Origin of the sequence: Cellulomonas hominis (genome assembly GCF_005239125.1) — a bacterium.
Taxonomy (GTDB): Bacteria; Actinomycetota; Actinomycetes; order Actinomycetales; family Cellulomonadaceae; genus Cellulomonas; species Cellulomonas hominis_A.
The window spans coordinates 1-13,013 of sequence record NZ_SZYE01000108.1 but is presented as its reverse complement, the minus strand read 5'-3'; the positions used below and the strand labels follow the sequence as shown (position 1 = coordinate 13,013).

General features: G+C 77.5%; 9 protein-coding genes. 4 read left to right on the top strand and 5 right to left on the bottom strand.

Features of this window, described 5'->3' with window-relative positions; all coding sequences use genetic code 11:
- The coding region (locus FA014_RS20030; protein ID WP_419178401.1) for a hypothetical protein at window positions 1-4,341 on the bottom strand (4,341 nt) is incomplete at its 3' end.
- A gap of 822 nt (window positions 4,342-5,163) precedes the next feature.
- Here FA014_RS20030 and FA014_RS12925 point away from each other — a divergent pair.
- The gene (locus FA014_RS12925) at window positions 5,164-5,562 is read left to right on the top strand and encodes an OsmC family protein (protein ID WP_154730079.1); all 399 of its coding nucleotides are present in this window, start codon (window positions 5,164-5,166) and stop codon (window positions 5,560-5,562) included.
- Here the strand turns inward: FA014_RS12925 and FA014_RS12920 are convergent.
- Window positions 5,543-8,182 (bottom strand): LuxR C-terminal-related transcriptional regulator, encoded by a 2,640-nt coding sequence (locus FA014_RS12920; RefSeq protein WP_154730078.1) that lies wholly within the window; start codon window positions 8,180-8,182, stop codon window positions 5,543-5,545. The two genes, FA014_RS12925 and FA014_RS12920, sit on opposite strands and share 20 nt — an antisense overlap.
- 258 nt (window positions 8,183-8,440) lie before the next feature.
- Between FA014_RS12920 and FA014_RS12915 the strand changes: the two genes are divergently transcribed.
- Window positions 8,441-9,040 carry an NADPH-dependent FMN reductase gene (locus FA014_RS12915; protein ID WP_154730077.1) on the top strand — a complete coding sequence of 200 codons (600 nt, stop codon included), beginning with the start codon at window positions 8,441-8,443 and terminating at the stop codon, window positions 9,038-9,040.
- A 14-nt stretch (window positions 9,041-9,054) separates the two neighbouring features.
- Here the strand turns inward: FA014_RS12915 and FA014_RS12910 are convergent, their stop codons facing one another.
- From FA014_RS12910 to FA014_RS12900, 3 genes are all read right to left on the bottom strand, one after another.
- Window positions 9,055-10,053 (bottom strand): pirin family protein, encoded by a 999-nt coding sequence (locus FA014_RS12910; RefSeq protein ID WP_154730076.1) that lies wholly within the window; start codon window positions 10,051-10,053, stop codon window positions 9,055-9,057.
- A 98-nt stretch (window positions 10,054-10,151) separates the two neighbouring features.
- Entirely contained in the window at window positions 10,152-10,712 is a 561-nt protein-coding gene (locus tag FA014_RS12905; RefSeq protein ID WP_154730075.1) for a hypothetical protein, read from the bottom strand.
- Between the two features lie 13 nt (window positions 10,713-10,725).
- Window positions 10,726-11,874, bottom strand: coding sequence for a zinc-dependent alcohol dehydrogenase (locus tag FA014_RS12900; protein WP_154730074.1), 1,149 nt, complete (start codon window positions 11,872-11,874; stop codon window positions 10,726-10,728).
- Between the two features lie 92 nt (window positions 11,875-11,966).
- On the opposite strand from FA014_RS12900, the gene FA014_RS12895 reads away from it, so the two are divergent.
- A complete protein-coding gene (locus FA014_RS12895) occupies window positions 11,967-12,404 on the top strand; it encodes a hypothetical protein (RefSeq protein WP_154730073.1) in 438 nt (145 codons plus the stop codon).
- Window positions 12,405-12,415: 11 nt separating this feature from the next.
- Window positions 12,416-13,013 (top strand): helix-hairpin-helix domain-containing protein (locus tag FA014_RS12890; RefSeq protein WP_230323130.1); only part of this gene is annotated, 598 nt, incomplete at its 3' end.

Below are 13,013 nucleotides of genomic sequence, written 5' to 3'. Positions count from 1 at the left end.
CCAGGACGTGCCCGCACGACCGCCGGGGCCGCCGTGGGCGGCACCCGCGGGCGCGTCGTCGGCGGCGTCCGCGGAGCCGTCCGGCACCACGGTGATGGCGCCCGTGGCGTCCAGCACCCGGCGCTCGCCGGGGCGTGCGCCACCGCCGGCCGGCAGGTCGGCGCCGGGGATGACGGCGAAGCCGGTCAGCGTGGGTGCGGGCCCGGTGCCGTCGTCGTCGAGCAGCGGCGCCGGCACGATGAGCCGGGCGCGCGCCCGCTCGGCCTCGGACTCCGCGATCCGGCGGTCGGCGACGGCGTGCAGGGCGCGCCGGATGCGGTCGACCTCGGCCTCCGGGTCGAGGAACGCGGCGGCCGACCAGACGCGCAGCACGCTCCAGCCCAGCCGCTCGAGCCGCTCGGCGACCTGGCGGTCGCGGACCCGGACGCTGGGCTCGTGCAGGTAGGCGTCGTCGTCGGTGAGCACGGCGACGAGCAGCTCGCCGGGCAGGTCGGGGTGCCCGACGGCGAGCGGCAGGTGCAGGCCGCCCGGCAGGCCGTGGTCGAGCTCGACGACCAGGCCGTGCCGCCAGAGCCGCTCGGCCAGGTCGACGACGAGGCGGTCCGGGGCGCGCTCGGCGCCGGGGGCCTTGACCTCCTCGGCGACGGCGGGGGCCTTGACCTCCTCGGCCACGGCCGGCGCGGCCACGGCCTGCCCGACGGAGGCGTCCCCGTCGCCGTCGGACGCACCGTCGGCGGCCGCGGCCACGTCGGACGTGCCCCCGGGGCCCGCCTCCGGCTCCGGCTCGACCGGGGCCGCCGCGATCGCGAGGTCCGTCTCCCCCGCCGCCCGCCGCTCGGCGAACCGCAGCAGGTCGAGGAGCAGCCGCGGCCCGGGGCCGCGCAGCCGCTCGGGGTCGACGTCCGCGACCGCGAAGCACGACACCACGTCGAGCCGGTGCCGGGTGACGCCGAGCGCCGCGAGCAGCAGCGCGTCGCCGCCGGGCCCGCTGATCGGGCCGAACCGGTGCAGCACGCGGCCGTGCGGGGTGCGCCCGAAGCCGAGCGACAGGATGAGCGCGTCCCGGCGCAGGCCGGCGACGTTGGTCAGGTCGGTGACGACGAACGGCTCGGGTCGTGCCCCGTCGAGGCACGCGGCGAGCGACGGCGAGTCCCGGACCTGGGCGAGCACGGCCTCACGGACCTGCGCGGTGTGCACCGGTGAGGCGGTGACGACGGCCAGCGACTCGTCGCCGTGGGTGAGGGCGTGCTCGATGACGAGCTCGACGACCCGGTCGACGTCGGCGCGGGTGCTCTGCACCGCGCCGGAGCCGTCGGGCATGCCGGTGCCGTCGACGAGGTGGTGCCCGACCGCGGCCGCGCTGGTGGGCAGCGGGGTCGGGGACAGCACGTCGCCGTAGCCGTGCGCGGCGAGGAACGCCGTGAGGTACGGGTCGCGGCGGGACGCGTCGGCGCGCAGCGGGACGGTGGGCAGCACGTCGGCGAGCTCGCGGACCGCGGTGCCCGAGGCGCAGCGCCGGTCGCCGACGACGACCACCTGGCGGCCGCGGGCGATCGCGGGCAGGGCGACCTCGACCGGGAGGTGGGCGGCGGCGTCGAGGACCACGAGGTCGACGGTGCGCGCGGCGGGGAGGACCTGCGGGACGAGCATCGGGGCGGCGGCGAGCACCGGCCGGAGCCGGCGGGCGACGTCGGGGTAGCGCTCGAAGGTCTCGCGCAGCCCGGTGAGCCGCTCCTCGACCAGCTCGGCGAACAGGGCCTCGGTCTGCTCGGTGTGCGCGGCCATCGTGTTGCGGACGTGCGCGGCGGCGCGGGCGCGCACCGGCCCGGCGAGCGCCGCGGTGTGCGCGACGTCGAGCTCGCGGTACTCCGCGGCGAGCCGGCCGAGGGTGCGGCCGTCGTAGCCGGCCAGGGCGGGGTCGGCCGCGAGCACCTGCTCGAAGACCGTGCTCCACCAGGCCAGCTCCAGCTCCGCGGCCACGGCGCCGGCCGGCACCCGGCGCGCGGCCAGGTCGTCGAGCAGGTCGTCCAGGCCGGCGGCGCGCAGCGAGCGCAGCAGGCGGGTGCGCTCCGGCAGCTGCGCCAAGGTGTCCCGGGCGGCGACCAGGCGGCGCACGCGGTCGCGCACCTCGCCGATCGGGCGGCCGAGCAGGTCGGCGCCCTCCGGCGTCCCGGCGAGCACGACCGCGAGGGCCTCGACGTCGGCGCGCACCGCGCGGTGCTCGGCCTCGATCTCGCCCAGGCCCTCGGGCAGCCGCGGCCAGCCGCCGGCGGGGCAGTGCTCGGCCCAGATGGCGCGCTGCCGCTGCACGTCGAGCAGGGCGGCGTGCAGGTCGGCGACAGGCCGGCCGGGGCGCACGAGGTCCTTGGCCTGCTTCTTGAGCCGGCGGCGCAGCCAGTAGCCCATCGGCACGTCGTGCTCGGCCCGCCAGGCCTTCGACGCGGTGGCCGCGACCATGTCGGCCGGGCTGCGCTCGAACACGATGGGCTGGAACACGTCGAGCGCGCCCCGCACGCCCGCGAGCACCTCGAGCTGCTCGGCCCACGTGGCCAGCGTCGTCGCGGGCGTGAACCCGGTGACCTCCGCGACCTCCGCGATCCGGCGCTCGACGGCGGCCAGGCCGTCGTCCCCCGCCAGGCGCTCGGCGCGACGCAGGGCGTCGGCCGCCTCCGCGTCGGTGAGCAGCGCGGCGCCGTACCAGGGGGTGTCGACGGGCCGGAGCGTGAACGCCCCCGCCTCGGCGGCCTCCTGCAGCTCCGCGCCGACGGCGGCGCGGCGGCCGGCGTCGAGCGAGCGGGCCACCTCCGCGGGCAGCCGGACGGTGGTGCGGGGCGCGGGCCGCTGGGCGGTCAGGCGCGCCAGCGCCTGGAACGCGTCGTACGCGGACGCGCCCCACGGCTCCCGCACCAGGTGCAGTCCGTCGACGTAGCCGCGCAGCCGCTCCCGGCGGTCGACGAGCGCACGGCGCAGCTCCGCCGTGGCGGCGGGGTCCCCGGGGTCGACGTCGAGCGTCATCGCGCCCATGAGCCGGCGCGAGGACGCGGCACGCCAGGCCGCGTCCGGCGCGACGTCGAGCAGGATCTCCCCGACCCCGAGCCGCTCCAGCCGCTCGCGCAGCGCGACGGCGGCGCGCCGGTGCCCGGGCACGTACAGGACGGTCCGGCCCTCCGCGGCGGCGTCGGCGACCAGGGCGGCGAGCGTGCCGGTGACGTCGCTGTCGGCGGGGGCGTCGACGAACACGTGGGTCCCGCCGGCGACGACGTCGAGGACGTGCTGCTGGGCGGGGTCCAGGTCCCCGACGCCGCGCTCGAGGGCGGGGTCGCGGTCGCCGCGCGCCGGCTCGGGCAGCGCGACGTCGAGCCCCGCGGCCGCCTCGGCGACGCCGGCGAGCGCGGCGACCACCTCGTGCCGGTCCAGGGAGGAGGCGAGGCGGTCGAGGTCGTCGACGAGCACCTGGCCCGGGTGCACGAACGTCCCGACGACGATCCGGTCGACGAGCTGGAAGTCGTCGAGGACGGCGGTGCCGAGCGAGGTCAGCCGGGTGATGGCGTCGCGGGGGTCGAAGCCCGAGCCGGTGAACGCGCTGCGGGCCACGGCGCCGGGGTCCAGCAGGGCGCCCCGCGAGCGCAGCGCCCGGGCGAGCACCGGGTTGACCTCGAGGGAGGGCTCCAGGGTGAGCTCGTAATCGCTCTCCGCGGTCCCGCGCGCCCGGAGCGACACGGGGCGCAGGAGCACGGGCGCACGGACCTTCCGGGCGGTCGGCGCGGGCGCCTCCCCCTCGCCGCCCTCGGGCCGGGTCGCCGCCGACTCGCGGGTCGCGGTGGCGATCGCCGCGACGTCGTCGGTCGCCACGTCGGGCGTGCTGTGCTCGGTCCAGGAGGCGACGCCGATGGCCAGGTACGTCGGCGCGATGCCGTACTGCTGGGCGTAGGTGCCGGCGCGCGCGGCGACGGCGCGGGCCCGACGCCGGGCGGTGCCGAGCGCGGCGCCCTCCCGGACCAGGTTCGACAGCCGGGTCTCGCGCCCGGCGAACAGCTGCGCGATGCCGGACGGGTGCGCGGCGGACAGGTCGAGCGCCGCGTCGCCGAGCAGCTCGACGTCGGCGAGCGTGGAGCCGCCCGCCGCCTCGACGAGGGCCGCGCGCCAGGTGCCGGTCGCGCCGGCGACCAGCTCGGCCGCGGAGGGCGGCTCCACCAGCACAGGGCCGGCCGGGGTCGTGGGGTCGGTGGGGTCGGGCATGGGCGGCTCGCCGTCGTGCGGGGTGTCGCGCCGGGGCGCGGGACCGTCGGTACCGGTCCCGGCGGTCGGGCCGCCGGCGGTCGTCGAGGGGGTCGGCGGCATCGCCGGCACGGCCTCGGCGGAGGCGGCCGGCTGCTGCCCGGGGACGGAGCGGCGCGCAGGGACCTTCACCCGCGCCACGCTAACCGGGACTGCCCCGCGAGGCGGTGTGACGCGCCGCCGTCCCGGGTGATGACGCGGAACTCGCCCGCGGTGGGGGCGCCGCCGGCGGGGTCGCGCCGCGGTACGGCGGGCGGTGCCGGGCCGCGGGGGACCGGCGTCGGGCCGTGCGGGGTGGTGCGCGCCGGACGCCCTGGACGAGCCGGGGGGCGGGGCCGTGCGGGGCGGCCGGGGCGCCGTCCCGGAGCGGGTGCTCCACGGGGCGGGGCGGGGGGCTTAGTGAACGGTGCGCACCGCGCAGGGGGCAGGCGATGCGCACCGTCGGGACAGAACTATGGCCCTCGGTCGTGCAGCGGTCAACCACCTGGCGTCCGCCGGGGTGAACGCTCACACAGCCCGTTCCCAGACGAGGAGCATCGCCGCAGGTCGGCTCTCGAGCTCGTGACCGAGATCACGGCGCGGGGCCGGTCCGACGACGAGGGCCCCGGTGCCCGGCGGGGGGCGGTGCCGGGCACCGGAGACCTCGACGTCGCAGGGCCTGTCAGCCGCTGCAGGCCCTGCGACGTCCTCTATTCAAGGCGCCCCGGGCACCCCTCCAGCGAGCGGTGAGTACCCCGGGCCGGCTCCTTGAGTGGCCGGAGGGGCCAACTGAGGGGCGTGCCGCCGCAGGTGAGCGGCACGGACCTCGGCGACTAGGTGGCCGGCCGCGCCGCGAGGCCCGGCGATACGCTGCCCGGGACCCGCCCACCGAGGGGAGGACCACCGGTGCCCGAGGACTTCGCGGTCACCGTCGGCGCCGGCACGCTGGCGCCCGCGGACGGCGCCGCGGTCGCCCTGCCGCACCGCTGGACCGCGGCTGGCGTCCGGGCCTCCGTGACGTTCACGGGCGCGCACCTGCTGCACCTCGCGGTCGCCGGCTGCGTCCTCAACGACCTCTACCGCGAGGCGCACGCCCGGGACCTGCCGGTGGCCGGCGCCGCCGTGACGGCGCGCGGCGGGTTCACCCCGGAGACCTGGGCGTCGACCGGCGTCACCTACGAGGTGCACCTCGACAGCACCGCGTCCGAGGCCGAGGTGGCGCGGCTGCTCGCGGTCGTCGACGAGGTCGCCGAGATCCCGCGGGCGCTGCGCCAGGGGGTGCCGGTCAGCCGGTCCACTCCGTGAGCTCCGACCGGCTGACCAGCCCGAGCTTGCGCAGCGCGCGGCTCATGTGGTTCTCGACCGTCCGGACGCTGAGGTAGAGCTGGTCGGCGATCTGCCGGTTGCTCAGGCCCTCCCGGGCCAGCACCGCGACCTCCTGCTCCCGGGCGGACAGCGCCTCGGAGCGGACGCTGCCGAGCCGGGTGACCGGCGCCCGCGCGGGCCGCGGGGTGCCGTCCTGGACGCCGAGGAGCTGCTCCGCGGCGCGGGCCAGCGCCGGCGCCGTGGCCGCGCTCGTGCGCGCGACGGCGCCCGCCACGAGGTCCCGGTCGCCGTCGACGAGGCCGAGCACCACCTGCGCGTAGGGGGCGAGCGCCGGGACGTCCGTGCGGCCGAGCAGGTCCCGCACGGCGCCGGCGCGCTCCGCGTCCAGGTCCCCCGCGCCGAGCGTCCAGCACAGCAGCGCGGGCTGCAGCAGCCCTTCCGCGGTGTACGCGCGGGCGGCCTGCCGCGCGATCCGCTGGCCGACGAGCGGCTCGCCCGACGCCGCCGCGAGGGCGGCGTGCGCGAGCGGGCGGTTCGAGCGCAGCAGGGGCTGGTCGCCCGCGGGCGAGCGGTCCAGCTCGCGCACGAGCACCTGCGCGAGGGTCAGGTTGCCGGCGTGCGCCTGGATCACCGCGCCGACGGTGAGCCCGCGGCGGTAGAAGGTGGTGCCGACAGGCCCCGGGGCACCGAGGCGCAGCGCCGTGCTGACCGCCCGCCAGGCCGCCGCGGTCTGCGACGAGGCGTACAGCACCTCCGCCAGCGTGCTGGCGTGCACGCGGATCGCCAGGGCGTCCACCTCGTCGTACGCGGCGTCGAGCATCCGGCGCTGCCACTGCTCGGCCTCGTCCAGCCGGTCGACCTGCAGCAGGGCCTGACCGCGCAGCGCCGCGAGGTAGTGCCGCGGCTCGGCGGCGGCCTGCGCGGTGTCCGCCCGCTCGACGACCTCCAGCGCCGCGGCGGCCCAGCCCGCCTCGAGCAGCGCGGCGGCGCGCAGCACCGCCGGCCAGCCGCGCGAGAACGGCACCGGCGCCGAGGGCTCCGGCTCGGCCACGACCTCCTCGGGGCTCCGGCCCGCGGCGAGCTCGCGCAGCAGGCGCGTCCTGAGCCCGCCGAGCTCGGTCACCGGCCGGAGGTCGGGGTCGGCGGCCGCCTCCTCGGCGTCCCCGGGCGGGGGCCCACCCCCGTCGTCCGCGGCGGCACCGGCCGGGCTCGTCCGCGCGGCCGGCGCGGCCCCGCCGTCGGGCACCGCGTCCCCGCGTGCCTCGTCGCCTGCGCCCTCGACGACCGCCCCGTCGGCCGCCGCCGACCCCGTGAGGCCCGCCCAGGCGGCCCAGCGCGAGCGGTAGAACGCGAAGACCGCCCGCTCGCCCGCGTCGTCGTGCACGCCCGGGACCACCCGCGCGAACACCTCGTCGAGCTGCTCGACGGCGGGACGGCGCATGAGCGCCGCGAGGTAGGCGTTGGCGGTGGCGAGCGTGGGCTGCGCGAGCCACTCCGAGCGCCGCGCGCCCTCCTCGGCGACGGCGCGCTCGTGCACCAGCCCGGCGACCTGCGCGACCCACTCGGGCGCGCCGCCCTCCCCCGACGGGGCGGCGAGCAGCACGGTCGTCAGGTCGTCGACCGGCGTGGCGGACGAGGCGAGCGCGCCGCCCTCCGCCGCGAGGTGCTCGGCGAGCCGGCGCCGCCGGTACGGCGACACCCGGTCGCGCAGCGCCCGGGCGAGCAGCGGCGGCGACACCGCGAGCACCTCGCCGGACCGCATGAGCTCGTGCCCCACGACCCGCCCGTGGTCGGAGAGCACCGCGAGCGCCGTGGGGTCGACGAGCCGGCTCGCGACGTCGGCGGGCAGGGGTCCCGCGCTGGCGAGGGTCTCCAGCGCGGACACGCAGCTCGGCCCCAGCCCGGACAGGAAGATGTACGCGACCGCGTCCGCGGGCACGTCGCCCAGGGTCCCGTCCTCGACCCACAGCCCGTCGTGCCGGCGCAGGGCGCCCGCGGCGCGCGCGGCGTCGGCGAGCGCCACGACCGCGCGCGGGTTGCCCCCGGTCGAGGCCATGACCGACGAGGTCAGCCCGGCGTCGGCGGGCGCGCCGAGCACCGACTCCAGCAGCGCGGAGACGGCGCGGAACCCGAACGGCTGCACCCGCACCTCGGCCGGCGCGCGACCGAGCAGCAGGTCGCGCAGCCCGCCGCCGGGTGCCCGCAGCGGGTCGGTGGTGCACGCCGCGACCAGCAGCGAGCCGGTCCGGCCGAGCACCCGCCGGGCCACGCCCAGGCTGGCGTCGTCCATCCGGTCCGCGTCGTCGATCAGCAGGACGCTGCGCCGGGCCCGGAGCTCGTCGGTGAGCCAGTCGGCCAGCGCGGCCTCGTCCGGCACGCGCACCGAGGCGGACGCGTGGTCGAGCAGCGCGGACAGCGGCCGCGACCCGCCCGCGCGCAGCAGGATGCCCGTCACGCCGCGCCGCGAGGCGTCCGCGAGCAGCCCCTCCAGCACCGTGGTCTTGCCCGCGCCGCGGTCCCCGCGCACGAGGACGTCGCGGCCGAGCGGCAGCCACCGCTGCGCCGCCGCGACCGTCAGCCCGAAACCCTCAGCCTCCACCGTCAGACCTCCGTGTGCTCGACCCCGGATACGCACTGTGTCGGCTGCGGCACCACTCAGAGAGGGGCCCGGGGGCACCTACGCAGGGCAGCGGTGCCCGGCGCGGCGGATCCTCGGCGACGCGGCGGACACCCGGCGGCCCCCACCTACGCAGCCTCGACGGTGCGGCACCCGCGCCGCCGCGCACCCCGCGCGGGCCGGTGCGACGCTGGAGCGGCGGGGGTCCGCCGGGCTCCCACCCCGGACGGGAGGAACGCGATGTCGTACACCATCGGCTACTTCGTCGGCAGCCTGTCGAGCACCTCGATCAACCGCACCCTCGCGGACGCCCTCATCTCCCTGGCGCCCGAGCAGCTCGAGTTCCGGGAGATCCCCATCGGCGGGCTCCCGCTCTACAGCCCCGACCACGACGCCGACTACCCCGCCGAGGCGCGGGCACTCAAGGCCGCGATCGAGGGGTCCGACGGGATCCTGTTCGTGTCCCCGGAGTACAACCGGTCGATCCCGGGAGCCCTGAAGAACGCGATCGACTGGGGCTCGCGGCCGTGGGGCACGAACTCGTTCGCCCGGAAGCCGACGGGCATCGTCGGGGCCTCGATCGGCAAGATCGGCACCGCGGTCATGCAGTCGTCCATGCGCGGCGTGCTCAGCTTCCTGGACGCGCCGCAGCTGAACGCCCCGGAGGTCTACGTGCATGTCGAGCCGGGCACGTTCGCGGACGACGGCACCCTGCTCGACGACACGCTCGCGCAGTTCCTGCGGCACTACGTGTCCGAGTACTGCGCGTTCGTGCAGCGGGTGCTCGCGGCGAACGCCCCCGGGCACATCGGCGACCCGGACGCGATGCCGGTCGCGTGACCGCCGCGGCGGACCTACGCGCGCGGCCGCAGCCGGAGCTCGGGCATGGGCGGCGCCGGCAGCGGCGCGTGCGGGTGGCCCGGCACGCGCCCGAACCCCGGCGCGGGGCCGTCCGGGTCGGCGATCTCCGCCTGCCACCGGGCGCGGGCCGCGACGACCTCGTCGTGGTCCCGTCCGATGAAGTTCCACCACATGACGATCTGCTCGCCGAGCGGCAGACCGCCGATCAGCAGCACCCGCGCCTCGCGGTCACCGGTCGCGGCGAGGGTGAGCGTCGTGGCGCCGGGCTCCCGGTAGAGCAGGTGCGCCACCGGGGCGTCGACGCCGTCGACCGCGAGCGCCCCGGAGTCGACGAGCACCGCGTGCTCGAAGGCCGGCTCGACGTCGAACGTGTGCGCGGCACCGGGCCGCAGCCGCACCTCCGCGCCGACGAGCGGGCTGAACGTCCGCACCGGCGACGTGGACCCGGCGAGGGCGCCGAGGAACACCCGCACCTCGCCGCCCTCCAGCAGGACGACCGGCGGCACGTGGTGCTCGAACGCGGGCGGCGCACCCCGGTCGGCCTCGGGCAGCACCGTCCAGAGCTGGACGCCGTGCAGCACCGTCGTCGCGTCGGTCGAGTCCTCGGAGTGGCTGATGCCGCGGCCTGCCGTCATCAGGTTCATCTCGCCGGGGCGGACCAGGCAGTGCGTGCCCAGGCTGTCGCGGTGCTCGATCTCGCCGGAGAACAGCCAGGACACGGTCTGCAGCCCCGTGTGCGGGTGCGGCGGGACGCGCATGCCGCCGGTCGCCGCGACGTCGTCGGGGCCGTAGTGGTCGAGGAAGCACCACGCGCCGACGAACGACCGGGCGCGCTGCGGCAGGGTGCGGCGCACCGACATCGCCCGGATGCCGCCGAGCGGGACGTCGCGCGGCTCGAGCAGCTCGAACCCGGCGGGCAGCCCCGCTGCGGCCCCCGCCGCGCCGCCCGGGCTGCACACGCGCTCGGTGGCGACGGCCTCGAGATTGGTCATGCCGCGAGCCTAATCGCCCGGTGCGGCGTCGCCGAGGTCGCAGAAGATACGCGTCAAACGGCCCGGAAGGCGGCGTCTTCTGCGACCTCGGCGGCGGGTCAGCTGCTCTTCGTCAGCCGGCGGAGCACCGCCACGGCGGCCAGGCCGCCGGCGATCCACGGGCCCGCGACGATCAGCGGGTCCAGCACCTGGTGCCGGACGTCGACCCGGCCCTTCCGCGAGGCGATCGGGTGCCGGCGCGGCTCGGAGAGGACGCCCGTCTCCGTGATCGGGTTGTCCGGCCGGGTCGTGGCGAACGACTTCAGGTGCTCGGTCGTCGACTCGACCCGGTCGGCGGCGATGAGCAGCAGCCAGTGCGCCGCGCGGCCCTCGCTGAACCGGTCGTAGGCGTACCGCCGGATCGCCCCGGCGGCGCCGTGCAGCGGCTGGGCGGTGCCGAAGACCGGCGGGAGCTGCGTGTGCTCGATCGACCGCTCGCGGGGGTACGGCTCCGGCTGGCGCTCCGGGAAGTCCCAGTGCGCGCCGGTGCGGAGGTCGGACCGCTCGCGCGGGTACGACGGGCGGTCGGCGGGGTCGAGGTCGGCGCCCCAGCCGGGGATGCGGGCGCGGAGCTGCTCCGGGGTCTCGGGCAGCGGCGGCTTCTCGGCGCGGTACGGCATGGTCGTGCTCCCCTCAGTCCTCGTCCGGGATGATGACCGGCTTGATCATGCCGTCGAGCTTCGACGACATCAGGTGGTAGCCCTCGGCGATGTGCTCCAGCGGGATGCGGTGCGTGATGACGTCCGACGGCTTCAGGTACCCGCTGCGGATGTGCTCCAGCAGACGCGGCCACTGCCGGGCCACCGGCGCTTGGTTCATCCGCAGGGTCAGGCCCTTGTTCATGGCGTCGCCGAACTTCACGGCGGAGAAGATCGGGCCGTAGGCGCCCATCACCGACACGGTGCCGCCCTTGCGGACGCCGTCGATCGCCCAGTTCAGCGCGACCGGCGACCCGCCCTGCAGCTTGAGCTTGGCGGCGGTGACGTGCTGGATCAGGTTGCCGTCCGCCTCTGCGCCCACCGCCTCGATCACCCGGTCGAAGCCCAGGCCGTCGGTGGCCTTCTTCATCTCGACGACGATGTCCTGGTACTCGGTGTAGTTCCGGGTCTCGGCGTAGGCGAACTCCTCCGCCTTCTCGAGCCGGTAGTCGAGCTGGTCGATCACGACCACCCGGCCCGCGCCCATGAGCCAGGCCGACCGTGCCGCGAACAGCCCGACCGGACCCGCGCCGAGCACCGCGACGGTGTCGCCCTCGTGGATGTCCGCCAGCTGCGCGCCGAAGTACCCGGTGGACAGCGCGTCGGTCATCAGCAGCGCGTCCTCGTCCTCCAGCCAGTCCGGGATCTTCTGCGGGCCGACGTCGGCGAACGGCACGCGCACGTACTGCGCCTGGCCGCCGTCGTAACCGCCGGTCGTGTGGGAGTACCCGTAGATGCCGCCGACGGCGGTCGCGTTCGGGTTCACGTTGTGGCAGTTCGAGTACAGGCCCCGGGAGCAGAAGAAGCAGGTCCCGCAGTAGATGTTGAACGGCACCATCACGCGGTCGCCGACCTGGAGGTTCTGCACCGACGAGCCCACCTGCTCGACCACGCCGATGAACTCGTGGCCGAACGTGTGCCCGATCCGGGTGTCCGGCATCATACCGTGGTAGAGGTGCAGGTCGGAGCCGCAGATCGCCGCCCGCACGACCTTGACCACCGCGTCGTTCGGGTGCTCGATCCTCGGGACGTCCTTCTCCTCCACCCGGACCTTGTACGGCCCGCGGTACACCATGGCGCGCATGGGCGTTCTCCTCTCCCGGCTCGATCACCACAGCCTGCGGAACGCGGGCCGGGACCGCATCCCGAACGGGCTGCGGGTGCGACGATCGCTCCGTGCCCGCTCCTTCCCACCGTCCCCTTCGCGCGCTGCTCGGCGCCGCCCTGCTCGCCGTCGTCGCCGTGCTGGCCGCGGGCTGCGGCCCCGCCGGCTCCCCCGCGGCCCCCGCGCCGACCGCGTCCGAGCACCTGGGCGGGCAGCCCACGCCGGACGTCACCGGGGTGGTCGCGGGCGGGACGCTCGTCGAGGCGTCGGACGCGTCCTACGAGGGGATGCCCCTCGCCGGGATGAGCGGGCTGCCGTCCGTGCTGGCGGCGGACGGGGCGCAGGCGACGGTCGACGACCTCCGCGACGGGGACCGTGTCGAGGTGTGGCTGGTGCCGGACGGGGTGTGCGGCGAGTCGGCCCCGGTGCAGTGCGACGTGCTGACCGTGCGGGTGACCGAAGCGGCCGCCGTCCCCACCCCGACGGCGAGCCCGACACCCGCGCCGTAGCATCACGGGCGATGAGCACCGCGCCCCTCGTCGAGCCCGCCCCGGTCGAGCCCGGCGCCCCGGCGCGCGCGCTGCTCGCCCGGCACACCGCCCTGGCCGCCCGGGCGCAGGCGGTGCTCGACCACCTCGACGGCGCGACGGTCCGGGTGGCGGCCCTGGTCGAGGACGACCGCGAGCAGCGCGTCCGCGCCGAGCTCGGGGTCGTCCCGGTGGAGCAGCTCGGCGCGATGACGGACCGGAACCTGCGGCTGCGCGCGCTCGCCGACGCCGGGTACGCCACGGCGGCCGACCTGCTCGGCGTGCCCGTCGCGACGCTGGACGCCGTGCCCGGCGTCGGCACCCAGACCGCGCGCAGCGTCGTCGCCGCGGTGCAGCAGCTCGCCGAGGCCGTCCGGTCCGGCGTCCCGGTGCGGCTGGAGGTCGACCGGGCGGGGCGCCCGGACACGGCGACGACGGCGGAGGTCCTGCGGCTGCTCGACCGGCTGCTCCGGCTGCGGCCGCTCGTCGAGCCGCACCGCGAGGCGCTGGCCGCGTACGCCTCGGCGGTGCCGGTGCACGCGGTCTCGGCCGCGCCGGCGGCCGGGCGGCTGCGGTTCGCGCTGACCCGGC